Source organism: Pseudonocardia oceani, from assembly GCF_019263585.2.
Classification (GTDB): Bacteria; Actinomycetota; Actinomycetes; order Mycobacteriales; family Pseudonocardiaceae; genus Pseudonocardia; species Pseudonocardia oceani.
Window position 1 is genome coordinate 5,984,083 of the sequence record NZ_JADQDF010000001.1, and the last position, 22,692, is coordinate 6,006,774.

The 22,692-nt window shown below is 77.6% G+C and carries 24 protein-coding genes; 15 read left to right on the plus strand and 9 right to left on the minus strand.

All coding sequences use genetic code 11. The features are described from left to right. The first annotated feature begins 27 nt into the window (after nucleotides 1–27). From I4I82_RS30020 to I4I82_RS30035, 4 genes are all read left to right on the plus strand, one after another. Complete coding sequence (locus I4I82_RS30020; protein WP_218596279.1) at nucleotides 28–1,431, plus strand: aldehyde dehydrogenase family protein; 1,404 nt, start codon at nucleotides 28–30, stop codon at nucleotides 1,429–1,431. Then, nucleotides 1,431–1,712: a DUF6343 family protein gene (locus I4I82_RS30025; protein WP_218593920.1), complete on the plus strand. Its 282-nt coding sequence runs from the start codon at nucleotides 1,431–1,433 to the stop codon at nucleotides 1,710–1,712. Before I4I82_RS30020 ends, I4I82_RS30025 begins: the two co-directional genes overlap by 1 nt. Further along, complete coding sequence (locus I4I82_RS30030; protein ID WP_218593919.1) at nucleotides 1,709–2,290, plus strand: UdgX family uracil-DNA binding protein; 582 nt, start codon at nucleotides 1,709–1,711, stop codon at nucleotides 2,288–2,290. Before I4I82_RS30025 ends, I4I82_RS30030 begins: the two co-directional genes overlap by 4 nt. Nucleotides 2,291–2,378: 88 nt before the next feature. Continuing rightward, nucleotides 2,379–3,572, plus strand: a complete 1,194-nt coding sequence (locus I4I82_RS30035) for a zinc-dependent alcohol dehydrogenase (RefSeq protein WP_218593918.1) — start codon at nucleotides 2,379–2,381, stop codon at nucleotides 3,570–3,572. Between the two features lie 140 nt (nucleotides 3,573–3,712). On the opposite strand, the gene I4I82_RS30040 is transcribed toward I4I82_RS30035, so the two are convergent. Together I4I82_RS30040 and I4I82_RS30045 are read right to left on the minus strand one after the other, a co-directional pair. Beyond that, nucleotides 3,713–4,519 (minus strand): SDR family NAD(P)-dependent oxidoreductase, encoded by an 807-nt coding sequence (locus I4I82_RS30040; RefSeq protein ID WP_218593917.1) that lies wholly within the window; start codon nucleotides 4,517–4,519, stop codon nucleotides 3,713–3,715. After that, entirely contained in the window at nucleotides 4,516–5,628 is a 1,113-nt protein-coding gene (locus I4I82_RS30045) for a glycosyltransferase family 9 protein (RefSeq protein ID WP_218593916.1), read from the minus strand. The genes I4I82_RS30040 and I4I82_RS30045 overlap by 4 nt, the downstream gene beginning before the upstream one ends. 41 nt (nucleotides 5,629–5,669) lie before the next feature. Here I4I82_RS30045 and I4I82_RS30050 point away from each other — a divergent pair, with 41 nt between their 5' ends. Next, on the plus strand, nucleotides 5,670–6,746 hold the full coding sequence (locus tag I4I82_RS30050) for a glycosyltransferase family 9 protein (protein ID WP_226370327.1): 1,077 nt from the start codon (nucleotides 5,670–5,672) through the stop codon (nucleotides 6,744–6,746). Between the two features lie 12 nt (nucleotides 6,747–6,758). Here I4I82_RS30050 and I4I82_RS30055 read toward each other — a convergent pair whose 3' ends face one another. The 3 genes from I4I82_RS30055 to I4I82_RS30065 form a co-directional block, all read right to left on the minus strand. Beyond that, on the minus strand, nucleotides 6,759–7,721 hold the full coding sequence (locus tag I4I82_RS30055) for a bifunctional heptose 7-phosphate kinase/heptose 1-phosphate adenyltransferase (protein WP_218596280.1): 963 nt from the start codon (nucleotides 7,719–7,721) through the stop codon (nucleotides 6,759–6,761). Next, entirely contained in the window at nucleotides 7,718–8,560 is an 843-nt protein-coding gene (locus I4I82_RS30060) for a glycosyltransferase family 2 protein (RefSeq protein ID WP_218593844.1), read from the minus strand. Before I4I82_RS30060 ends, I4I82_RS30055 begins: the two co-directional genes overlap by 4 nt. An 88-nt stretch (nucleotides 8,561–8,648) precedes the next feature. After that, nucleotides 8,649–9,365, minus strand: coding sequence for a methyltransferase domain-containing protein (locus I4I82_RS30065; protein WP_226370328.1), 717 nt, complete (start codon nucleotides 9,363–9,365; stop codon nucleotides 8,649–8,651). Nucleotides 9,366–9,508: 143 nt separating this feature from the next. Here I4I82_RS30065 and I4I82_RS30070 point away from each other — a divergent pair, with 143 nt between their 5' ends. The 10 genes from I4I82_RS30070 to I4I82_RS30115 all read left to right on the plus strand — a co-directional run bounded on the left by I4I82_RS30070 (nucleotide 9,509) and on the right by I4I82_RS30115 (nucleotide 19,053). Then, nucleotides 9,509–10,084, plus strand: coding sequence for a D-glycero-alpha-D-manno-heptose-1,7-bisphosphate 7-phosphatase (locus tag I4I82_RS30070; RefSeq protein ID WP_226370329.1), 576 nt, complete (start codon nucleotides 9,509–9,511; stop codon nucleotides 10,082–10,084). Continuing rightward, complete coding sequence (locus I4I82_RS30075; RefSeq protein ID WP_226370330.1) at nucleotides 10,081–11,160, plus strand: glycosyltransferase family 9 protein; 1,080 nt, start codon at nucleotides 10,081–10,083, stop codon at nucleotides 11,158–11,160. The genes I4I82_RS30070 and I4I82_RS30075 overlap by 4 nt, the downstream gene beginning before the upstream one ends. After that, nucleotides 11,157–12,170, plus strand: a complete 1,014-nt coding sequence (locus I4I82_RS30080) for a glycosyltransferase (protein WP_218593842.1) — start codon at nucleotides 11,157–11,159, stop codon at nucleotides 12,168–12,170. Before I4I82_RS30075 ends, I4I82_RS30080 begins: the two co-directional genes overlap by 4 nt. A 5-nt stretch (nucleotides 12,171–12,175) precedes the next feature. Continuing rightward, on the plus strand, nucleotides 12,176–13,414 hold the full coding sequence (locus tag I4I82_RS30085; RefSeq protein ID WP_218596281.1) for a glycosyltransferase: 1,239 nt from the start codon (nucleotides 12,176–12,178) through the stop codon (nucleotides 13,412–13,414). Between the two features lie 37 nt (nucleotides 13,415–13,451). Then, the gene (locus I4I82_RS30090; RefSeq protein WP_218596282.1) at nucleotides 13,452–14,255 is read left to right on the plus strand and encodes an SDR family oxidoreductase; all 804 of its coding nucleotides are present in this window, start codon (nucleotides 13,452–13,454) and stop codon (nucleotides 14,253–14,255) included. Beyond that, nucleotides 14,246–15,382, plus strand: a complete 1,137-nt coding sequence (locus I4I82_RS30095) for a glycosyltransferase family 9 protein (RefSeq protein WP_218596283.1) — start codon at nucleotides 14,246–14,248, stop codon at nucleotides 15,380–15,382. Before I4I82_RS30090 ends, I4I82_RS30095 begins: the two co-directional genes overlap by 10 nt. 75 nt (nucleotides 15,383–15,457) lie before the next feature. Further along, the gene (gene rfaE2, locus I4I82_RS30100) at nucleotides 15,458–16,978 is read left to right on the plus strand and encodes a D-glycero-beta-D-manno-heptose 1-phosphate adenylyltransferase (RefSeq protein ID WP_218596284.1); all 1,521 of its coding nucleotides are present in this window, start codon (nucleotides 15,458–15,460) and stop codon (nucleotides 16,976–16,978) included. A gap of 53 nt (nucleotides 16,979–17,031) precedes the next feature. Further along, nucleotides 17,032–18,081, plus strand: a complete 1,050-nt coding sequence (locus I4I82_RS30105; RefSeq protein ID WP_218596285.1) for an NAD-dependent epimerase/dehydratase family protein — start codon at nucleotides 17,032–17,034, stop codon at nucleotides 18,079–18,081. Nucleotides 18,082–18,085: 4 nt separating this feature from the next. Then, the gene (locus tag I4I82_RS30110; protein WP_218593546.1) at nucleotides 18,086–18,436 is read left to right on the plus strand and encodes a hypothetical protein; all 351 of its coding nucleotides are present in this window, start codon (nucleotides 18,086–18,088) and stop codon (nucleotides 18,434–18,436) included. Further along, the gene (locus I4I82_RS30115; RefSeq protein ID WP_218593547.1) at nucleotides 18,433–19,053 is read left to right on the plus strand and encodes a flavodoxin family protein; all 621 of its coding nucleotides are present in this window, start codon (nucleotides 18,433–18,435) and stop codon (nucleotides 19,051–19,053) included. Before I4I82_RS30110 ends, I4I82_RS30115 begins: the two co-directional genes overlap by 4 nt. On the opposite strand, the gene I4I82_RS30120 is transcribed toward I4I82_RS30115, so the two are convergent. The 4 genes from I4I82_RS30120 to I4I82_RS30135 form a co-directional block, all read right to left on the minus strand. After that, nucleotides 19,038–19,832: a GAF and ANTAR domain-containing protein gene (locus I4I82_RS30120; RefSeq protein WP_218593548.1), complete on the minus strand. Its 795-nt coding sequence runs from the start codon at nucleotides 19,830–19,832 to the stop codon at nucleotides 19,038–19,040. The two genes, I4I82_RS30115 and I4I82_RS30120, sit on opposite strands and share 16 nt — an antisense overlap. Nucleotides 19,833–19,864: 32 nt before the next feature. Next, nucleotides 19,865–20,233, minus strand: a complete 369-nt coding sequence (locus I4I82_RS30125; RefSeq protein WP_218593549.1) for an STAS domain-containing protein — start codon at nucleotides 20,231–20,233, stop codon at nucleotides 19,865–19,867. 151 nt (nucleotides 20,234–20,384) lie between these two features. Then, a complete protein-coding gene (locus I4I82_RS30130) occupies nucleotides 20,385–20,765 on the minus strand; it encodes an STAS domain-containing protein (RefSeq protein ID WP_218593550.1) in 381 nt (126 codons plus the stop codon). 66 nt (nucleotides 20,766–20,831) lie between these two features. Further along, nucleotides 20,832–22,682, minus strand: coding sequence for a SpoIIE family protein phosphatase (locus I4I82_RS30135; protein ID WP_218593551.1), 1,851 nt, complete (start codon nucleotides 22,680–22,682; stop codon nucleotides 20,832–20,834). Between the last annotated feature and the right edge of the window lie 10 nt (nucleotides 22,683–22,692).

The window sequence follows — 22,692 nt, forward strand, 5'->3', positions numbered from 1 at the left end:
TGCTCGTGCTCGGGGTACTGGCGGGGGATGACTTCACTGCTCTCCGCCCCCACCACCGCCCCACCCGCCGATCCGCTCGTCGTGCTCGACCCCCGGACCGGGGAGGTCGTGAGCACGATCAGGGTGACGACGGAGGCGGAGTGCGCGGAGGCCGTCGAGCGGGCCCGCGCCACCGCCCGGGGCTGGGCGCGCACCCCGGCCGCCGAGCGGGGGGCGGCGCTGCGGGCCGCCGCCGACGCCGTGCGGGCCGTCGCCGACGAGCTGGCCGAGCTCACGACCCGCGAGACCGGCAAGCCCGTGGACGACGCCCGCGGCGGCGTCGACGCCGGTATCGGGACCCTGGAGCAGTACGCCGAGCTCGGCCCGGTGCACGGCGGCCGGACCCTGAACGGCGGCTGGTCCGCGCTGGACGTGATGGTGCCGCAGCCGCGCGGGGTGGCCGTCGTCCTCACGCCGTGGAACGACCCGGTGGCCGTCGCCGCCGGGCTGCTCGGCGCCGCGCTGGTCACCGGCAACACCGTCGTGCACAAGCCGAGCGAGCGCTGCCCGGCCACCGGGCGCCGCTTCGCCGAGCTCCTCGCCGCGCAGCTCCCCGACGGCGTCCTGCAGATCCTCGACGGCGACGCCACCACCGGGGCCGCGCTGGCCGCCGCGCCCGTCGACGTCGTCGCGCACGTCGGCAGCACCGCGACCGGCCGGCTGATCGCGCTGGCCTGCGCGCGCAGCGGGGCCAAGGCGCTGCTGGAGAACGGAGGGAACGACCCGCTCGTCGTGGACGAGGGCGTCGACCCGGGATGGGCCGCCGAGCAGGCCGCGCTCGGCGCGTTCGCCAACGCCGGGCAGATCTGCGTGTCCGTCGAGCGGATCTACGTCCACGCCGCCGTCGCCGAGCCCTTCCTCGCCGCACTCACGGACCGGGCGCGCGAGTGGGGCGAGCGGATCGGGCCGCTGGTCGACCGGCGCCACCGCGACCACGTCGACGGCCACGTACGGGCCGCGCTCGCCGCCGGCGCGCAGGTGCTCACCGGCGGGACGGTGCCCGAGGGGCCCGGCGCCTTCTACCCGCCGACGGTCCTCGCCGGGTGCGGGCCGCGGATGGCGGTGCTGCGGGAGGAGACGTTCGGGCCGGTCGCGCCGGTGCGGGTGGTGCCCGACTTCGCGACCGCCCTGGCCGAGGCGTCCGACGACGCCTACGGCCTCGCCGCCACCGTGCTCACCCGCGACATGGGGCACGCGCAGGAGGCCTGGCGGGAGCTGCCGGTGGGCGCGGTGAAGGTGAACGACGTGTTCGGCGGCGCGCCCGGCGGGGCCTCGCACCCGCGCGGTGCCAGCGGTCAGGGCTTCGGCTACGGCCCCGAGCTGCTCGACGAGATGACCGCGACGAAGCTCGTGCACCTGGGCCAGGCTCCCGACCCCGGCCGGGGCGCGTGATGGCCGAGCGCCGCCGCCGCACCCGCGCGGACTACGAGAAGGGCCTGCCCGGCTACCACGACCCCACCGCCGGCGTCGGCGGTTCGACGCCCGCGCTCAGCGCCCTGACCCTGCGCGCCGTGCTGGCCGCGTTCGGCCTCGTCGTCTCGGCGGTCGGCGCGGTGCTCGCGCTGCGCGCCGGGCTGCCGCTGTTCGCGATCCTGCTCGGCGTCGTCGCGCTCGTCGCACTGGTGGACCTGGCGTGGGTGCTCTACCGCAAGTACCGCGGGGAGCCCGGATGAGTGACCTCGACGAGCTGCGCGAGGCCGCCGCGAGCTGCACCGCGTGCGAGCTGTACGAGCCCGCCACGCAGACCGTGTTCGGCGCCGGACCGCCGTCGGCGTGGCTGATGCTCGTCGGCGAGCAGCCCGGCGACCGGGAGGACCTCGACGGCGCGCCGTTCGTCGGCCCGGCCGGGCGCCTGCTCGACACGGCGCTGCAGCGCGCGGGCATCGACCGCACCGAGGTGTACGTGACCAACGCCGTCAAGCACTTCCGGTTCGAGGCCTCGGGCAACCGGCGGCTGCACAAGACGCCCGGCGTCACGCACGTCCGGGCCTGCCGGCCCTGGCTCGACGGGGAGCTGGCCGCGGTCGGGCCCGCCGTCGTCGCCACGCTGGGAGCAACCGCCGGCAAGGCGCTGCTCGGCTCGGCGTTCCGGATCACCGCCGAGCGCGGGAGGCCGCGCCCGTGGGAGGACCGGACGCTGGTGCCGACCACGCACCCGTCGGCGATCCTGCGCACCCCGCCCGAGCAGCGCGACGAGGCGCTGGACGCGCTCGTCGCCGATCTCCGCGTGGTCGCGGAGCTGCGTCCCTGAGCTGCGTCCCTGACCGGTTGCGCCGCCCGCGATCGGGTACCGCTGCGTCGAGACCCCGACCGAACGACCAGCGGAGGACACCCCACGCATGCGAGCAGTCACCTGGCACGGCAAGCGCGACGTCCGCGTCGACACCGTCCCCGATCCGCGCGTCGAGGACGCCACCGACGTCATCGTGCGGATCACCTCGACCGGCCTGTGCGGCTCGGACCTGCACCTCTACGAGGTCCTCGGGCCGTTCCTCGACGTCGGCGACATCCTCGGGCACGAGCCGATGGGGATCGTCGAGGAGGTCGGGCCGGGCGTCACCGAGCTGCGGGCCGGCGACCGCGTCGTCGTGCCGTTCAACGTCTCCTGCGGCACCTGCTTCCTGTGCTCGCAGGGCCTGCACTCCCAGTGCGAGACCACCCAGGTCCGCGAACAGGGCAGCGGCGCCGCCCTGTTCGGCTACACGAAGCTCTACGGCCAGGTGCCCGGCGGGCAGGCCGAGTACCTGCGGGTCCCGTTCGGCAACACCCTGCCGATCAAGGTCCCCGAGGGCCCGTCCGACGACCGGTTCGTCTACCTCTCCGACGTGCTGCCGACCGCGTGGCAGGCCGTCGCCTACGCCGACGTGCCCGCGGGCGGCAGCCTGGCCGTGCTCGGGCTCGGACCGGTCGGGGACATGTGCACCCGGATCGCGCGGTACCGCGGCGTCGAGAACGTCATTGGGATCGACCTGGTGCCCGAGCGGCTGGAGCGCGCGCGGGCCCGCGGCACCACCACGGTCGACCTGCGCGCCCACGGCAACGAGCTCGGCGACGTGATCCGCGGCCTGACCAACGGGCGCGGCGCCGACTCGGTGATCGACGCCGTCGGCATGGAGGCGCACGGCTCGCCCGCCGGGAAGATCGCGCAGCAGCTCGTCGGCCTGCTCCCGGACGCCGTGGCGGCGCCGGTGATGAAGACCGCCGGGCTCGACCGCCTCGGCGCGCTCTACTCCGCGGTCGACATCGTGCGCCGCGGCGGCACCATCTCGCTGTCGGGCGTCTACGGCGGCACGGCCGACCCGATGGACATGCTGCGGCTGTTCGACAAGCAGATCCAGATGCGGATGGGCCAGGCCAACGTGCACCGCTGGGTGCCCGACATCCTGCCGCTGCTCACCGACGACGACCCGCTGGGCGTCGACGGCTTCGCCACCCACCGCCTGCCGCTGGAGCAGGCGCCGCAGGCCTACGCGACGTTCCAGAAGAAGGAGGACGGGATGGTCAAGACGCTGCTCAGGCCGGGGGCGGCGTGATCGCCCTGTTCTCCAGCCGGCTGGGCTGCCTGGGCTCGCTGCTGGTGTCGCTGGTCCTGACCGCGGTGCTGCTGGTGGTGCTGTTGCTCCTGTAGCCCTCACCCCGCCCGGTCCTCCGGGCGGGGTGAGGGCCGGGCGCCTCAGGACTCCGCTGACCCCGGCTCCGCCATCAGCCGGTGCATCTGGGCCTTCGCCGCGTCCGGCAGCACCGCGTTCGCCACCCCCGACGCCTTCGTCGACACCGACCCCGCGATCACCTTCGCGTCGCCGTTCAGCATGGCCTGGAAGCCCTGCTCGGCGACCTGCGCCGGGTCGTCCTTGCTCGAGGCGCCCACGCGGGTGTCATCCATGTCGGCGCGGTGGAAGAAGTCGGTCTCCGTCGGCCCGGGCGTGAGCGAGGTGATCGTGACCCCGCTGTCCTTCAGCTCGTTCTGCAGCGCCTCGGTGAACGACTGCAGGAACGACTTCGAGGCGTTGTAGACGGCCTGGAACGAGCCCGGCATCGTCGACGCGATCGACGACGTCACGAGCACGCGGCCCGCGCCGCGCCCCACCATGTCGCGCAGCACCAGCTTGGCCAGGTGCACTGTGGAGGAGATGTTGAGGTCGATGATCTCCTGCTCGTCGTCGAGGTCGGTCTCGACGAACGCGCCGCCCCGGCCGACCCCGGCGTTGAGCGCGGCGGCGGCGAGCGGGCGGCCGGTGGCGGTCACGGCCTCGAACAGCGTCTCCACGCTCTCGGGCCGGCGCAGGTCCGCCCGGACGGGCGTCACGGTGCCGCCGGACGCCTGGCCGAGGACCTCGGCGGCGCGGTCCAGGCGCTCGTCCTCGGCGGCGACGACGAGGTCGTAGCCGTGACCCACGAAGAGCTTGGCCAGCTCGTAGCCGATGCCGCTCGAGGCGCCGGTGACGAGGGCGAGGGGACGGTCCTTCTCGGGTGCGGTCATCCCCGCGACGTACCCGCGGCCGTCGTCGCCATGCCCAGGAGGTCCCGCGCCTCCTCGAGGACCTCGGCGACCGGGATCTGGTCCAGGAACGACGGACGGTGGTCGCAGCCGTCGCCGGGGCGGTGCGGGTGGCCCGCCGGGGTGCAGTCGACGCCGCACTCGGGGCAGTGCACGGTCCAGCTCAGCAGCGGGCGCGAGGTGGCGCGGCGCGGGGCGGCGGCGTTGATCGCATTGCCGCACCAGTAGAGGCCGACGGTCGGTGTCCCGACGGCGTGCGCGAGGTGCAGCGGCCCGCTGTCGTCGGCGATCACCAGCGCACAGCGCGCGAGCACCCCCGCGAGCGTGCCGAGGTCGGTGCGGCCGGTGAGGTCGGGCAGGGGACGGCGGGCGGCGGCGCGCACGGCGGCGGCGACGGGCTGCTCGCCCGCGGCCCCGACGAGGACCGGCCGCGCGCCGTCGTCGGTGAGCCGGTCGGCGACCGCGGCGAACCGCTCGGGGGGCCAGCGGCGCCGGGGGTCGGTCGCACCGGGGTGCAGCGCGATCCACGGCCCCGCGCCGGGGAGCAGCTCCGCGGCGCGCGCGTGCTCGTCGTCGAGGACGGCCAGGCGCGGCGTCGCGGACGGGCCGTCGGCGCCGACCAGCGCCGTGACCTCCAGGAACCGCTCCACCTCGGGCTGGTAGTAGCGGTAGGGCACCCAGCGGTCGAGCTCCGGGGCGCCCTCGGCGCGCAGCCCCACCGCGCAGGCCGCGCCGAACGCCCGCACCAGCGGGTTGGAGGTGGCGCCGCCGCCGTGCAGCTGCAGGGCGAGGTCGAACCGGCGCTCCCGCAGCCCGGCGAGGAACCCGTCGAGCTCCGACGCCGGCGGCGCGCCCGGAGGCTGCCCGGCCAGGCCCGCGACCTCGGGCAGCACCGCCACCTCGTCGACGGGGCCGGGCCGGCCGGTGAGGAACGCCGCGTGCCAGCGCGCACCGACGAGCACGATGTGCGCGTCCGGGTAGGTGCGGCGCAGGGCGTCGAGCGCGGGGGTGGCCATGAGGTGGTCGCCGAGGGCGTTGGCGCGCAGGACGGCGATCCGGGTGACGCCGTGCAGCGGGTCGGGAGCGGGCACGTCGGGCGCGTACCCGGGGCCCGCCCGGGTAACCGCCGCAGGTGCCCATCGACGACCGACCCGTCCAGCTCGTCCTGCGCGCGCTCCACCTGGGCGACCTGCTCGTGGCCGTCCCGGCGCTGCGCGGCCTGCGCCGTGCGCGCCCGGACCACCGGCTGGTGCTCGCCGCGCCCGCCGAGCTGGCCCCGCTCGTCGCGCTGACCGGCGCCGTCGACGACCTGCTGCCGACCCCGGCCCCCGACGCGCTGCGCTGGGACGGCCCGCCGCCGGACGTCGCCGTCAACCTGCACGGCTCCGGCCCGGAGAGCCACCGCGCGCTCGACGCCACCGGTCCGCGGGTGCGCATCGGCTACGCCGCGTCCGGCTGGCCGGGCCCGGAGTGGGACGGCCCGCGCGAGGACCCTCTCGGTCTCACCGACCTCGCCAGCGGCGATCTGGCCGCCGCCGAGCTCGACTCGGGTCACCTCGGCGACGACGAGCTCGGCCTGCGTGCGCTGGTCACCGACCCGGCGCGCCCCGAGCGGCACGAGCGCGAGCGCTGGTGCGGGATGCTGGCGGCGTTCGACGTCCCCGCCGACCCCGACGACCTGCTGCTCGCGCCCCCGCCCGCCGTCACCGCCGGCACCCCGCCCACGGTCGTGCACCCCGGCGCCGCCTACGGCTCCAAGCGCTGGCCCGCGGAGCGGTTCGCGGAGGTGGCCGCGGTGCTGCACGGCGCGGGGCACCGGGTGGTGCTCACCGGCTCGGCGGAGGAGCGGGAGCCGGCGACGCGGGTCGCGGCGCTCGCCGGCCTGCCGGACACCGCGGTCCTCGCCGGGCGCACCGACCTCGCCCAGCTGGCGTCGCTGGTGGCGGGCGCGGCGCTGGTGGTCAGCGGCGACACCGGCATCGCCCACCTCGCCTCGGCGTTCCGGACGCCGTCGGTGGTGCTGTTCGGACCGGTCCCGCCGGAGCGGTGGGGTCCACCCGCCACCGGCCCGCACGTGGTGCTGACCGACGCCGACCGGCGCCGGGGCGAGCCGTTCGCCGACGACCCCGACCCGGCGCTGCTGGCCGTCGAGGTGCCAGACGTGCTGGCGGCGGTGGGGTCGGTGGTGGGGGCGCGGGCCGGCCGCTGACGGCGCGCGGCCCTACGCCCCGGCCGACCGCACCGACCGGGAGGGGGCGCTGTCGGGCTGGCCCCACCCCCGGGCCGTGCGCCGCACCGCGCCCGCACCCCCGGCCGCGACGAAGGCCGACGCGGCCGTCACCCCGCGCTCCACGGCCCGCCGCAGGGACGCGCCGGTGCCCAGGGCCGCGGCGAGCTCACCGGCGAAGCGGTCGCCCGCGCCGCAGGGGTCGCCGTCGACAGCCGGGGGAGCCGGGACGACGGCGCCGCCGCTGCCGCCCTGCAGGGCGGCGCCGCGCGACCCGAGCGTCACCACGACCGCCCCCACCCGCCAGCGCTCGCGCAGCGCGTCGGCCAGGCGCAGCACGGCCTCGTCGTCGTCGGGGGCGGGGGCGGGGACGCCGAGGACCGCGCACGCCTCGGACAGGTTCGGCGTGACGACCGACGTGCCGGGCACCGGATCGCCCCCACGGGGGTGGGGGTCCCAGACGACCGGTCGGCGGGTGGCGCGCAGGGCGGCCCGCACGCGCGGGTCGGCCGCGACCCCGCGCCCGTAGTCGGAGACCAGGACCGAGCCCCCGCTGGGGGAGGGCCGCAGCGCCCCGCGCAGGGCCGGGCCCAGCGCCCGCCCGAACCCCGGCGCCGCGCGCCCGGCGCCGCGGTCGGCGCGCAGCAGCACCCGGCCGTCGGCGCGCAGGCGCGTCTTCACCGCGGTGCCGCCGGTCCCGGGCCCCGCGACGAGCTCGACGCACCCGGCCAGCAGCCCGCGCAGCCGCCGGGCCGCGTCGTCCTCGTCGAGCGCGGCGACGAGCCGCACGGGCACCGACGCCGCCAGCAGCACCGCGGCCAGCCCCGCGCCGCCGGGCCGGTCGCGCTCCGCGTCGACGTCCAGGACCGGCGCGGGCGCGTCCGGGCACAGCCGCTCGGCCCGCCCGTCGACGTCCTCGTCGAGCAGCAGGTCCCCGACCACGACGACGCCGGTCACGAGCGCACCACCTCCCGCGCCTCGACGCGCCGGTCGGGCACGGTCGTCGGCGACTCCAGGTGCACCGCGCCCGAGGGCAGGATCCCGGCGCCGCCGAACCCGGCGAGGACCCGCAGCTGCGCCAGGACGTCCTCACCGCAGTGCACCGGGGGCAGCTCGGTCCAGAAGTCGAACCCGCCGACGGCGTCGAGCGCGCGGCGGTCGTAGAGCACGCACCCGCCGACCCAGGCGATCTTGTAGGCGACCCACCGCTCCCCGGGGCCGACGTGCAGGTCCGCGAGGTGGGTGGGGTTGGCCGCGTTGTGCAGCGTCCAGCGCCGCCACTCCGGGCCGTCGGGGCTGATCCGCTCCGGCTCGGGCCGCCCGTCCCACCGCTCGAACGGGGCCAGCTCGTGCGGGCGGTGGTCGGCCAGGTGCGACAGCCCCTGCACCGCGGCGCCGACGAGCCCGCAGCGCAGCTCGCCGATGGCCTCGCGCAGGCGGGCGACGGTGCCGGGCTCCAGCCACACGTCGTCGTCGAGGAACAGCACGTACCGCGCCGGCGACGCCTCCACCAGCGACGCGCGGTGCTCGGCCAGCCCGCGCCGCGGGAGGTGGCGCCGCGTGCGGACCCGGCGGCCCTGGCGGCGCAGCGCGCGCAGCATCGCCCGGGCCGGGGCCGTCTCGAAGGACGGGGCGCCCGAGGACTGGTCGCTCACCAGCACGTCGAACGGGTGGTCCTGACCGGCGAGCCCGGCGAGGGTCGTGGCCAGCTCGACGGGGCGGTCGCAGGTCGGCACGAGCACCTCGAGATCGGGCGCGAGGTCGGGCGCGGGGTCGAGAGAGTCGGTCGTGTCCACATCGGTGAGATCGCCGCTGGGGAGCGGTCTAAACGCTCCGCAGCCAACTGCTACTCCCCGTGTCGACTCCTGACCCTCGGTGGAGAGGTCAGTCGAAGAACCGCGCCGACCGCGTCGCCGGCACCTCGTGGTCGGCCGCGACGGGCGTGAGGTCGGCGAACACCGTGGCGCCGTCGTTGCCGACGTGCAGCGGTGACCAGCGCCGCGGCGACCCGGCCCGCGCGCAGATCCCCTTGACCGTCTGCGTGTCGAGCATCCGCACGTGCGTCGGGTCGGCCACGGCGTTGACGTGGCGCCACCAGGGCGTGAGCACGTGCAGCACGCCTCCGGGGCGCAGCACGCGGTGGCACTCGTCGACCAGCGCCAGGAAGTCGAGCAGGTGCTCCAGGACGTGGACGGCGAAGATGCGGTCGGCGCAGCCGTCGCGGAAGGGCAGCGCGCGGGAGAGGTCGGCCTGCACGGCCACCGCACCGGTGCGGCGCAGATCGACGCCCAGGTTGGTCGGGTACTGCGGCTGGTCGCCGCAGCCGAGGTCGAGCACCACGGGCTCGCGCCCGCCGACCCGCACCCGGTCCCACACGGCGTGCACCCCGGCGAGCCTCCCGATCACCTCGCGCACCCGGGCCAGGTCGGCGCCGTCGTCGACGTCGCCGGTGAGGTGGACGACGCCGCCGTCGGCCTCGCCCTTCACCTCGATGCCCCGCAGGCGGTCGTCGTGGGTGAAGAGGTCCCCCACCGCCGCGGTGAGGTCCTCGTCGCAGAGCGCGCTGCGGCGCGCCGACATCGGCGCGGCCCCGATCCGCACGGCGGTCTCCCTTCGTCGGTCCCGAACCCGGCCCGTACCCGGCGATCGGGAGGAGAAACCGCTACTGAACGTAGTAGTGGTGACGGTGAGTAGTAGTAGCGGTGATCGTGTTTAGGTACGGGTGCTCCGGTGACCTCTCCACGGTGAGCATCAGCGCAGACCGCCCGGCCGTCCCGGCCGCCGTGCTGTTCGACCGGGACGGCACGCTCGTCGTGGACGTCCCCTACAACGGCGACCCCTCCCGGGTCCGCCCCGTGCCCTCCGCCGCTCCCGCCGTCGCCCTCCTGCGTGCCGCGGGGATACCCGTCGGCGTCGTCACCAACCAGTCCGGCATCGCCCGCGGGATCCTCACCGCCGCGCAGGCCGACGCCGTCAACCGGCGGGTCGACGACCTGCTCGGCCCGTTCGACGTGTGGGAGGTCTGCCCGCACGGCCCGGACGACGGCTGCGGGTGCCGCAAGCCCGCCCCCGGCATGGTCCTGTCGGCCGCGTCCCGCCTCGGCGTCGCGCCGGAGCGGGTGGCCGTGATCGGTGACATCGGCGCGGACGTGGGCGCCGCGGAGGCGGCCGGCGCCGTCGGCGTGCTGGTGCCGACGCCCGTGACGCGCCCCGAGGAGGTCCGCGCCGCCCGCCTGGTGCGCGCCGACCTCGTCGAGGCCGTCCGCACGCTGCTGGGCGAGGCCCCCGGTGTCCCCGATTCCCCTGGGGCCGCCGCGTGAGGCGGGTCCTGGTGGTCCGCCTCGACGGCGCGGGTGACGTCCTGCTCGCCGGGCCCGCGGTGCGCGCGATCGCCCGCGACGCGCAGGTGACGATGCTGTGCGGCCCGGCGGGCGCCCCTGCCGCGCGGCTGCTCCCCGGCGTCGGTGACGTGCTGGAGTTCGCCGCGCCCTGGGTGCTGGCCGACCCGCCGCCGGTGACGACCGCCGGCACGGCCGCGCTGATCGGCGCGCTCGCCGCGCGCCGCTTCGACGCCGCCGTCGTCCTCACCTCGTTCCACCAGTCGCCGCTGCCGATCGCGCTCGTGCTGCGCCTGGCCGGGGTGCCGTTCGTCGGTGGGGCGTCGGTCGACCACGCGGGCGCCCTGCTCGACGTCCGGCTGCGCCCGGGCGAGGACCTCGACGAGGACCTCCCCGAGTCCGAGCGCGCGCTGGCGATCGCGGCGGCGTCCGGGTTCCCCGCCGATCCCGCCGACGACGGGCGCCTCGCCCTCCGCACCACCTCGCCGCCCGCCGTCCTGCGCCTGGCCGCCGGCTGGACGGGCCCGCCCTACGTCGTCGTTCACCCCGGTGCCGCCGTCGGCGCCCGCCGCTGGCCCGCCGGGCACCACGCGGAGGCCGTCCGCCTGCTCGCCGCCGCCGGGTGGCGGGTCGTCGTGACCGGAGGGCCGGGGGAGTGCGACCTCACCGCGCAGGTCGCCGGCGACGACGCCCTCGACCTCGGTGGCCGCACCGACCTCGCCGGGCTCGCGGGCGTGCTCGCCGGCGCCGAGGCGCTGGTCGTCGGCAACACCGGCGCCGCCCACCTCGCCGCCGCCGTCGGGACGCCGGTCGTGTCGCTGTTCGCCCCCGTCGTCCCGGCCGTGCGCTGGCGCCCCCACGGGGTGCCGCACGTGCTGCTGGGCGACCAGCGTGCCGCCTGCCGCGACTCCCGCGCCCGCGACTGCCCCGTCGCCGGTCACCCCTGCCTGGCCGGCGTGACCCCCGCCGAGGTCGCCGCCGCCGTCGAGCGGCTCACCACCCGCAACCCCGACCCGCACCGCTTCGTCCCCGCCGACGAGGGAGGCATCCCCGCGTGAACATCCTCGTGTGGCACGTGCACGGCTCCTGGACGACGTCGTTCGTGCAGGGCCGCCACCGCTACCTCCTCCCGACGCTGCCCGAGCGCGGCCCGTGGGGCGGCGGCCGCCCCGCGGCGTGGGAGTGGCCCGCCGACGCCGTCGAGGTGCCGCCCGACCGGCTCGCCGACGAGCCCGTGGACCTCGTCGTGCTCCAGCGCCCCGAGGAGCTCGACCTCGCCGCCGCGTGGCTGCGCCGCACCCCCGGCCGCGACGTCGCCGCCGTGTACCTGGAGCACAACACGCCCAAGGGGCCCGCGGTCACGACGCGGCACCCGGTGGCCGACCGCCCCGAGCTGCCGCTCGTGCACGTCACGCACTTCAACGACCTGGTCTGGGACGCGGGCGACGCCCGCACGACCGTGATCGAGCACGGCATCGTCGACCCGGGCCGCCGCTACACCGGCGAGCTCGCCGCGGCCGCGGTCGTCGTCAACGAACCGCTGCGGCGCGGGCGCGTCACCGGCACCGACCTGCTGCCCGGGCTGTCGGAGACGGCCCCGCTCGACGTGTTCGGCATGGGCACCGACGGCCTGGGGGACGCGCTCGGCCGCCCGGCGACCATCCGGGGCATCGGTGACCTGCCGCAGGACCTGATGCACGCCGAGATGGCTCGCAGACGGGTGTACCTGCACCCCATCCGCTGGACGTCCCTGGGACTGGCGCTTGTCGAGGCCATGCACCTGGGTATGCCGGTGGTGGCCCTGGCCACCACGGAGGCGGTCGAGGCCGTCCCACCCGGCACCGGGTACTGCGGCACCGACCCGGCGCGGCTGGCCGGAGCGCTGCGCGAGCTCGTGGCGGAGCCGGAGCTGGCCCGCCGGCGCGGCGCCGCGGCCCGCGCCCACGCACTGCAGCGCTACGGCCTGGACCGCTTCCTGGCCGACTGGGACGTGGTGCTCGACCGCACGGTCGAACGACACCAGGAGCACGTGCGGGCCCGCGGGCCCGTGACGAGAGGAAGGACGTGAGGCACATGCGCATCGACATGGTCTCCGAGCACGCGAGCCCACTCGCGCGGCCCGGCGGTCCCGACTCGGGCGGTCAGAACGTCCACGTCGCCGAGCTGAGCCGCGCGCTGGGCGCGCAGGGCCACGAGGTGGTGGTCTGGACGCGGCGCGACGACCCCGCCGCGCCCGCCGCGGTCCCGTTCGCGCCCGGCGTGACGGTGCGGCACATGGACGCCGGGCCCGCCGCGCCCGTGCCGAAGGACCACCTGGTGCCGCACGTGCCGGCGATGGCCGCGGTGCTGGAGCGGGCGTGGGCGCAGGACCCGCCCGACGTCGCGCACGGGCACTTCTGGATGTCCGGGCTCGCCGTGGTCGCCGCGGCCGGGCGCGTCGGCGTGCCGGCGGTGCAGACCTTCCACGCCCTCGGGGTGGTGAAGCGGCGCCACCAGGGTCGCGGGGACACCAGTCCGGCAGGGCGGGTCGCGGCCGAGCAGGCCGTCGCCGCCCGCGTGGACCAGGTCGTCGCGACCTGCAGCGACGAGGCGTTCGAGCTCGTCCGGATGGGCGTGCGGCGCAACCGGATCTCGGTCGTGCCGTGCGGTGTCGACACCGAGCGCTTCCACCCCGACGGCCCGGCCGCCGAGTGCGACCCGGAGGTGCCGCGGCTGGTCTCGATCGGGCGGCTGGTGCGGCGCAAGGGCGTGGACGAGGCCGTGAAGGCGCTGAGCCGCGTGCCCGGCGCCGAGCTCGTGGTGGCCGGCGGGCCCGCCGCGGGCGAGCTGGACGACGACCCCGACATCCAGCGGTTGCGCGCGGTCGCCGAGCAGGTGGGCGTGACCGACCGCGTCCGGTTCGTCGGGGCCGTGGCCCGCGACGACGTGCCCGCGCTGATGCGCTCGGCCGACGTCGTCGTGTGCGTGCCCTGGTACGAGCCGTTCGGCATGGTGCCGCTGGAGGCGATGGCGTCGGGGCGGCCCGTGGTGGCCGCCGCCGTCGGCGGGCTCACCGACACCGTCGTCGACGGCGTGACGGGTGTGCACGTGCCGCCGAAGCGACCCGACAGGCTCGCCGTCGCCCTGCGCCGGATGCTCGCCCAGCCCGCCCTGCTCGAGGGCCTCGGCGTGGCCGGTCGCGACCGCGCCACGTCGTGCTACGGCTGGTCGCGCGTCGCCGAGTCGACCGCGCACGCCTACGAGCGCGCGATCGGGCAGCGCCGCCGGTCCGCCGTCGACGTCGCCGGCGGCGCCGACGACGTGGCCCACTGAGCCACACCCCACCCGCTCCCCCGACGGAAGGACACGCATGACCGCCGACACCCAGCCCGCCGACACCCAGCCCGCCGACACCCGGCCCGCCGACACCCGGCCCGCACCCGCCCCCGACACCCGCGGCGACGGCCCCGGCACCGTCCTGGTCACCGGCGCGGCGTCGGGCCTGGGCCGCGCGGTCGCCTCCGCCGTCGCCGCGGCGGGCGGACGGCCGCTGCTGCTCGACCGCGTCGACCCCCGCGTCGACGCCGGTGACGCGCACCCGGCACTGGGCGACGCGCCCACCGCGGTCGTCGACCTGTCCGACACCCGCGCCGCCGAGCAGGCCGTCGCCGAGCTCGCCGCCCGCGCCGGGACGCTCGACGCCGTCGTCACCGCGGCGGGCACCGACCGCTGCGGCACGCTGCAGGAGGTGCCGGGGGAGGAGTGGGACCGGGTCGTCATCGTCAACCTGCTCGGCACGGCCGCGGTGATCCGCGGCGCGCTGCCCCGCCTGCGGGAGAGCCACGGGCGGATCGTCACCGTCGCCTCCACCCTCGGGCTGCGCGCGCTGTCGGACGCGAGCGCGTACTGCGCGTCGAAGTTCGGGGTCATCGGGCTGAGCCGGGCGCTGGCCACGGAGCTCGCCGGCGAGGTCGGCCTCACGACGCTGATCCCCGGCGGCATGGACACCGCCTTCTTCGACGGCCGTCCCGAGCAGTACCGCCCCGGCCCGGACGCGAAGCTCAACGACCCCCGCAACGTCGCCGACGCCGTGCTGTTCGCGCTGACCCGCCCGCCCGGCTGCGAGGTCCGCGAGCTCGTGGTGTGCGCGGCCACCGAGCCGTCGTGGCCCTGAGCCCGCCCGAGGTCCCGGGTCACCACCCCGGGGCCGACCGCGGGCAGCCGCTCGACCCCGACGCCGTGCGGCGGGTGCTGGTGGTCCGCGCCGACAACGCGGGCGACGTCGTCATGGCGGGGCCGGTGGTGCGGGCGCTGCGGGCGTTCGCCCCGCACGCCGTGATCGACCTGCTCGCCTCGCCCGCCGGCACGCCGGTCGGGCCGCTGTTGCCCGGCGTCGACGAGGTGGTGACGGTGTCGCCCAGCTGGCAGCAGCTCACCCCACGCCGGGAACCGGCCCGCGAGGAGGCCGCTCGCGAGCGGCGCCTCGTGGAGGGCCTGCGGGCCCGCTGCTACGACACGATGATCGTGCTGACCTCGTTCTCCCAGTCGCCGTGGCCCGCCGCGCACGTCGGGCTGCTGGCCGGGATCCGCCGCCGGGTGGTGCACTCGCGCGAGTTCGGCGGGGCCGTCGCCACGCACTGGGTGACCCCACCCCCCGACACCACCCACCAGGTCGACCGCGGCCTGCACCTGCTCGGCGCGGTCGGGGTCCCGCCGCGGGGCGCCACCCCCGCACTGGCCCTGCCCCCGACCGCCGTGCGCACCGCGGGGGAGGTGCTCGACCGCCGCGGCGACGGCCCGTTCGCCGTGCTCGCCCCCGGGGCGTCGGCGCCGTCGCGGCGCTACCCCGCCGCCGCGTTCGGCCGGGTCGCCGCCCGGGTGGCCGCGTCGGGGCTGCCCGTGCTCGTCGCCGGCACCCCGGCCGAGGCCGCGCTGGTCGGCGACGTCGTCGACACCGCCGCGCACCCCGACGTCACCGCGCTGGACCCGGCCGGGCTGCCCGCCTTCGCCGCGGTGCTGGCCCGCGCGTCGGTCGCGATCACGAACAACTCCGGCGGCATGCACCTCGCCGCGGCGCTGGGCACACCGGTCGCGGTGGCCTATGCCGGCACCGAGCGGACCGGGGACATGCGCCCCCGGGGCGCGCCCTCGGCCCTGCTCGGCGCGCCCGTGCCGTGCTCACCGTGCCGGCTGCTGCGCTGCCCGTTCGACCGGCAGTGCCTCGACGTCGAACCCGACCGGCTCGCCGGGGCCGCCCTGCGCCTGGCCGGACGCGCCCGCACCCCCGCGCCCGCGGGCTGACCCCGTGCTCCCCGTCCGTGCCGCCGGCCGCGCCGACCCCGCCGGCCCCACCCCGACCCGTTCCGAGGAGGACCGGTGACCCCCACGACCACTCCCCGCACGACCTCCGGCGTCCCGGTCGTCGCGCCCGCCCCGGCGGGTCTCGTCGGCACCGTCCGCGACCGCGCGCCGCGCGTGCTCGTCCTGGGCGACGCCCTGCTCGACGGCTGGGTGTCCGGCCCGGTGCGCCGCATCGGCCGCGACGCCCCGGTGCCGGTGGTGGAGCCCGACTCGGCGAGCACCGCGCCCGGCGGCGCCGCGAACGTCGCGGCCAACCTGGCCGCGCTGGGCGCCGACGTCACGCTCGTCGCGGTCTTCGGCGACGACGCCGACGGCCGTTCCCTGCGCGCCGCGCTGCTCGACCTCGGCGTGGGCCTGGACCGCTCCGTCGTCGAGCTCGGGCGGGCCACCAGCGCCAAGCACCGCGTGCTCGCGGCGGGCCAGCCGGTGGCGCGCTACGACACCGGGCCGGACGGGCCGCCCCGCCGCTCCACCGACCTCGCCGTGGCCGACGCGCTGAGCGAGGCCGTCGCGGCGGGCGTCGACGCGGTCGTCGTGGCCGACTACGGGCTCGGCACGCCGGGCCCGCGCGCGCGGCGGCGCCTGGAGCGGCTGCGGTCGCGGCTGCCGCTGCTCGTCGTCGACGCCCACGACCCGGGCCGCTGGGCCTGCCTGCACCCCGACGTCGTGACGCCGAGCGCCGCCGAGGCCGCCGCCCTGCTCGGGGAGGCGCCGCCCACCGGCGATCGCGCGGCGTGGGGCGTCGAGCGGGCCGCGGCGCTGCACGCCGCCACCGGGGCCGCGGAGGTCCTGCTCACCCTCGACGTCGACGGGGCGGTGCGGCTGCCGGTCTCCGGCGAGCCGGGGCGCCGGCCCGCCGAGCGGCCCGCCGTCGAGTCGATGGCCTGCGGCGCGGGCGACACGTTCACCGCGGCGTGGACCGCCGTGCGCTGCGCCGGCGCCGGTGCGGACGCCGCGCTGGCCTGCGCGCAGTCGGCCGCGGACGTGGTCGTCGCCCGGCCGGGCACGGTCGTCTGCTCGGCCGACGCGCTCACCGCGCGCCTGGCCGCGGGCGACCGGGGCACGGTGCTCGAGCACCGCGACCTGCTCCGCGCGCTGGACGAGCACCGCCGGGCCGGGCACCGGATCGTGTTCACCAACGGCTGCTTCGACGTCCTGCACCGCGGCCACGTCGCCTACCTGCGCCAGGCCCGCGCGCTCGGCGACGTCCTGGTGGTGGCGCTCAACGCCGACGAGAGCGTCGCCCGGCTCAAGGGCCCCGAGCGCCCGGTCAACCCGCTGGTCGACCGCGCGGGGGTGGTGGGCGCCGTCGACGCCGTCGACCTCGTCACCGCCTTCGACGCCGACACCCCCGTCGACCTCATCGCACAGGTCCGGCCCGACGTCTACGCCAAGGGCGGCGACTACACCGCGCAGATGCTCCCGGAGACGCCGGTGGTGGAGCGCCTGGGCGGCGAGGTGCACGTGCTCAGCTACCTCTCCGACCACTCGACGACGGCGATCGTCGCGCGGATCCGGGCGGACACCGCGACCTGAGGACGGGCGGGCAGGCGGCGGTTGGCTGCGATCACCACGGGTAGCCGCTCCCCATGGCACCCCCCACGGCACCGGGCAGGCTCGTCGTCACCGGAGCGTCGGGCAACGTCGGCACCGGAGTGCTCCGCGCGCTCGCGGACCGGCTGCCCGACACCCACGTCGTGGGGGTGTGCCGGCGCCCGCCCCGGCTCGTCCCGCCCTACGACCGGGTGGAGTGGCACGTCGTGGACCTCGGCGGCCCCGACGCCGCCGACGCCCTGGAGCCCGCGGTGCGCGGCGCCGACGCGGTGGTCCACCTGGCCTGGGCGATCCAGCCGGTGCGCGCCGAGCAGGAGCTGCGCCGCACCAACGTCGGCGGGACGCGCGCGGTGCTGCGCGCCGCGACCGCGGCGGGCGTCGACCGGATCGTCTACGCGTCCTCGCTCGGGGTGTACGCACCGGGCGCGACGGAGCCCGTCGACGAGCGGTGGCCCGACTCGGGGCAGCGCACCTCGGCCTACAGCCGCCACAAGGTGGAGGTGGAGCGGCTGCTCGACCAGTACGAGCGGGAGAACCCCGGCGTCGCGGTCGCCCGGATCCGGCCGACGCTGGTGGTGCAGCGCGCCGCCGCCACCGAGGTCCGCTCGCTGTTCCTCGGGCCCCTGGTGACGCGCCCGGTGCTCGGGCTCCTGCGCGACCGGCGTCTGCCCGTGGTCCCGGTGCCACCGGGGCTCGCCCTGCAGTTCGTGCACGCGGACGACGTGGGCGACGCCGTCGTGCGGATCCTGCAGCGGCGCGCGTCCGGGGCCTACAACATCGCGGCCGACGCGCTGGAGGCCGACGCATTGGCCGGCGTGCTGGGGGCGCGGGCCGTGCCGGTGCCGCGGAGCGCGGTGCGCGCGGTCGTCGCGGGGCTGTACACGGCGCGGGCGGTGCCCGTCTCGCCGGGCTGGTTCGACGTCGCGCTGAACACCCCGGTCATGGACACCACGCGCGCCCGGACCGACCTGGACTGGACGCCGTCGCGCTCCTCGGTCGAGGGCGCCCGCGAGCTGCTCGACGGCCTCGCCGAGGGCGCGGTCGGCGCCAGCCCCGCGCTGGGCGGCCCCGGATCGGCGGGCTGACGCCGTGCCGGGCACCCTCGACCGTGTCCACGACGCCAGCCTCGCGGCGTGGTCGGCGCTGGCGCTCGCCCGGGCGCTGGGGCGGGGCCGCGCCGGCGTCCCCGACGCGCTCGCCGTGGCCGTCAACCTGGCCAGCGGCACGCCCGCGGCGCTGGCCCGGCTGCGCGCCCGGCGCCGCGACGCGGTCGCGCTGCTCGCCCCGCCCGCGGTCGCCGCCGCCGTCCTGGTCACCGCGACGGCCGCCGGGACCTGGCGCCCGGTGGCCGCCACGGCCGTCCTGCAGGTGCTGACCGCCCTCGAGCGCCGCCCGGGCCGGTGGTTGCCCCCGGCCCGGGCGGGTACGCCGCGATCATGACGACAACCGGAGTACCGCTGACCGCGCTCGTCCTCAACTGCACGCTCAAGCCCTCCCCGGAGGAGTCGAGCACCGACCTGCTCGCGGGCCAGGTGCTCGACGCGCTGGGGAAGCACGGCGTCACCGGCGAGACCATCCGGCTCGTGGACCGGGACGTGAAGCCGGGTGTGCTCGCCGACATGGGCGAGGGCGACGAGTGGCCGCAGGTCCGCGAGCGGATCCTGGCCGCCGACATCCTCGTCGTGGCCACCCCGACCTGGGTCGGATCGATGAGCTCGGTGGCCAACCGCGCCCTGGAGCGCCTCGACGCGGAGCTCTCCTACACCGACGACGAGGGCCGGCTGGAGACGTTCGGCAAGGTGGCCGTCGCGGTCGTCGTCGGGAACGAGGACGGCGCGCACAAGATCACCGGCGACCTGTTCCAGGCGCTGGACGACATCGGCTTCACGGTGCCGGCGAACGGCGCCGTCTACTGGAACGGCGAGGCCATGAGCGGCACCGACTACAAGGACCTCGAGGAGACCCCGGAGGCCGTCGCGTCGACGACGGCGACGCTGGCGGCCAACGCCGCGCACCTGGCGTCGGTGCTGCGCGGGAGCCCCTACCCGCCGGCCTGACGGTCGGCGACCTCCCGCACCATCGCCCCGCGCGTGCGGGAGGGCGCGTCGACCTCGGGTTGCTCCCCGCCGAGGACCCCGGCCGCGATCTCCCCGACGGTGCGGCGGCTGCTGCGGGCGGCCCGGCGCAGGACGTCGAAGGCGCCGACCGCGTCGATGTCGCGCTGCGCCATGAGGAACCCGATGGCCCGCTCCACGACGACGCGCTTGTCCAGCGCGTGCTGGAGCTGGCGGGTCAGGGCATCGCTGCGCCGCGCCCACACCAGCGCACCGAACGCGCTGCCCAGCACCCGGGCGAAGGCGCGCAGCGCGTGGATCTCGTCGTCGGGCCAGTCGTGGGGGCGGTCCTGGTAGACGTTGAGCGTGCCGACCGCGATACCGGCGACCTCCACCGGCACGCCGAGCACGGCCCGCACGCCCAGCGGGCCGACGATCGCGCCGACGGAGCGGTAGCGCCCGTCGGTGGTGAGGTCTCGGGTGTGGACGACCTCGCGCAGCACCAGGCTGTCCAGGCAGGGTCCCTCGCCGAGCTGCTCCTGGGCGCTCTCCAGCGCGCGGATGGCGTCGTCGGAGGCGGCGACGTAGCGCAGGGCGTCGTCCTCGTCGAGAAACATCAGCCCGACGCCCGACAGCGCGAAGAGCGCGTCGGCCGACGCCACGACGGTGTCGACGAAACCCGCGGGGTCGGGCACCCCGGTGGGGGAGCCGTCGCCCGTGATCTCGGTGGCGCGTTCCAGCCGGGCGATGCTGGCGGCCAGAGCGGCCGGGTCGATCGCCACGGGGGGCCTCCCGGGTGCCGGATGCGGAGCCCTCACCCTAGGGGCGACGCGGCGCGGACGCCGATCGTGCGGGTGGGCAGGATCTCCATGCCCGGGTCGTCGTCCTCGCCGGGCACGTCACCCGCGAGGGGCCACGGCCGCCACGGCACGTGCAGCAGCCGGACGAGCGTGCTGACCGCCGGCGGGCAGTGCACCACCACGAACCGCCCGCCGCGGGCCGCGGTGTGGGCGGCCGCCTCGACGAGCACGTGCATGCCGCGGGCCCCGCAGAACAGGACGCCGCCGAGGTCGACGACCGTGAGCGGGACGTCGACGAGCGCGGCCAGCGCGGCCCGCAGATCGGTGGCGGTCGCGATGTCGAGGTCGCCCGTCAGCTCGATCCTGCCGACGTCCCCGTCCACCTGCGCGACCGATTGCAACCCCTGCGCCACGAGACCCCCACGAACGCGCTGCTGGAGCCGCCCGCGGGGTCAGGGGGAGCGACGGAAGGTCCGACAGTAGCACCGTGTGCACGGCGCGGCCCCCCGAGCGGGCGCGCCCCGGGAACCGGAGTCAGTCGCGCAGTGCGGACAGGGCGTCGCGGCACGCGCGGGCGGCGGCCTCGCGGTCGGGCAGGCACGGCGCGACCGAGGACAGGCCGCAGATCCGCAGGATGGTGCGCACCCCGGGACCGGTCACGACGGTCATCGGGCGGTCGGGCAGGTGGTCGGCGCAGGCGTCGAACAGCGCGCGGATGCCGGCGGAGGCGAAGAAGTGGACGAGGCTCAGGTCGACGACCACGGCGCGCCCGCGCGCGAACGCGTCGGCGAGACCGGTGTGCAGCTCGGCGACGTTGCTGACGTCGATCTCGCCGCGGACCTCGCACACGACCACGTCATCGGCGTCCGGGTCGCCGACCCGGACGGTGTGCAGTGGAACGGTGGAGGGGTCCAAGCGCTCCGCATCCCCTTCGGAGCCGACGGTGCGGACCGCCCCACCGTACGCCCGCTCGCGGGCGGGTCAAGTGCGGACACCGGGTCGGCCTCCCGTGTCGGTCGGACGGGTGAACCGGGTCATCCGCAGGACCTCACCGGACGGCGTACCGCCCGGCGCGACGACGAGCGGCGGCACCGGGAATCCGGTGGTCTCGTGCAGCAGGCGCACCCCGGCGCTGGACAGGACGGTGGCGGCGGTGAGGTCCACGACCACCGGGCGCGTGCCTCCCGCCGACACCCGCAGCACGGCCGCGCGCAGCTGGGCGACGGTCGCGGTGTCGACCGGGCCGGTCACCACCACGGCCGGCGGTGTGCCGGGCCGGTCGTGCAACGTGAGCGGGTCACCGACGATCCGCAGGGCCGGCACGGCGCCGCGGCTGACGACGGCGGGGCGGCGCGCCGCGCAGACCGCCGTGACCCGCGTGCCGGACGGCCCGGTGTCGATGGCGACGGTGCGGGCGAGCTCGTGCACGACGACGAGGCCCAGCCCGCCCGCGTGCCGGTCGGGGTCGGGGCCCGGGTCGGGGCGCCAGTGCCCGTCGTCCTCGACGACCACGCGGACGTCGCCGGTGCGGTCGAGCACGACGCTCACCCTGACCTCACCGGGCGCATCGGCGCCGGCGTAGGCGTGCTCCACCGCGTTGCTGGCCAGCTCGGTGACGACGAGCGGGAGCGCGGTGAGCGTCTCGACGGCGACGTCCAGGGAGTCGAGCCACGCGCTGAGCCGCTCGCGCAGGTCGCCCAGCAGACCGACGTCGGCGGGCAGTGCCAGCCGGATGTCCTCGACGGGTGCCTGGCGGCGGTGCGCGGCGAGCAGGGCGACGTCCCCGTCGAGCGGGCGGGCCAGCATCGCGCCCAGCAGGGCGTCGGACACGGCGTCGGCCGGGCCCGCCGAACGCAGGCCGTGCGCGCCGGGGGCGGGCACGGGCAGGGCGGCGGGCAGCGCGCCCGCCCGTGCGAGGAGGCCGCGGGTGTGCAGCAGGAGCGTCTCCCCGGGCTCCAGCCGGTCGTGGGCGACGAGGGGCGCCGCGGCGCCGAGGCCCAGCGGCGGGGTGCCCCCGTCGTCGAGCAGGCGCAGGGCGCCGCCGGGGGAGCGCACGGCCGGGACCGGGTGCCCGCAGCGCGCGTGGGTGAACGCGCCGGTGTCCGGGTCGAGCACGACGACGCAGACGGCGGCGCCGCGACCGTCGACGTCCCGGGCGGCGGCGCGGTCGAGCAGGGCCAGTGCGGCGGAGAGCTCCGCGCCCTCGGCGAGCGCGGTGCGCAGGACCGCGCGCAGCGACGCCATCGCGGCGGCCGCGGCCGGGCCGTCGCCCACGACGTCGCCGGTGTGCAGCACGACGTCGCCGCCGTCGGTCACGACCACGTCGAACCAGTCGCCGCCGGTCGCCACGGCGCCGGGGACGTAGCGGCCCGCCAGCTCGAAGCCGGGCAGGACGGGGAGGGTCCCGGGCAGCAGCGCCTGCTGCGCGGTGCGGGTGGCCGCGCGGTCGGAGCCCGGGCCGTCGACCTCCCGGGCCTGCACCAGGACGCCGGGCCCGTGCGGGCCCGGACGGTCGACCCGCACCAGATCGGCCTCCAGCACCGCGCGGCGCCCGTCGAGGTCGATCGCCCAGACCACGCGCTCGGGTGCCCCGCCCGCGCGCACGGCCGCGACGCGGGCGAGCGCGTCGGCGTCGAGGCCGGGCAGCGCCCGGTGCAGCGGACGCCCCAGCGGGGTGGGGCCGCCCACGAGCCCGCGGGCGGCGCGGTTGGCCGCGCGGACCCGGTGGTCGGGACCCGCGGTCTCCCAGACCGGGGTCGGCAGGTCCTCGAACACGGCCGCGCCGGACGGGTCGGGCGCGGGTGCCGCGGAGGACACCGGGGGTCGGGTCACCGCCGCCGTC

Coding starts and splice junctions, on each gene's coding strand:
- I4I82_RS30035 (WP_218593918.1), top strand. CDS start 2,379: ATGCGAGCAGTCACCTGGCACGGCAAGCGCGACGTCCGCGTCGACACC.
- I4I82_RS30025 (WP_218593920.1), top strand. CDS start 1,431: ATGGCCGAGCGCCGCCGCCGCACCCGCGCGGACTACGAGAAGGGCCTG.
- I4I82_RS30040 (WP_218593917.1), bottom strand. CDS start 4,519: ATGACCGCACCCGAGAAGGACCGTCCCCTCGCCCTCGTCACCGGCGCC.
- I4I82_RS30115 (WP_218593547.1), top strand. CDS start 18,433: ATGACGACAACCGGAGTACCGCTGACCGCGCTCGTCCTCAACTGCACG.
- I4I82_RS30090 (WP_218596282.1), top strand. CDS start 13,452: ATGACCGCCGACACCCAGCCCGCCGACACCCAGCCCGCCGACACCCGG.
- I4I82_RS30030 (WP_218593919.1), top strand. CDS start 1,709: ATGAGTGACCTCGACGAGCTGCGCGAGGCCGCCGCGAGCTGCACCGCG.
- I4I82_RS30085 (WP_218596281.1), top strand. CDS start 12,176: ATGCGCATCGACATGGTCTCCGAGCACGCGAGCCCACTCGCGCGGCCC.
- I4I82_RS30020 (WP_218596279.1), top strand. CDS start 28: ATGACTTCACTGCTCTCCGCCCCCACCACCGCCCCACCCGCCGATCCG.
- I4I82_RS30105 (WP_218596285.1), top strand. CDS start 17,032: ATGGCACCCCCCACGGCACCGGGCAGGCTCGTCGTCACCGGAGCGTCG.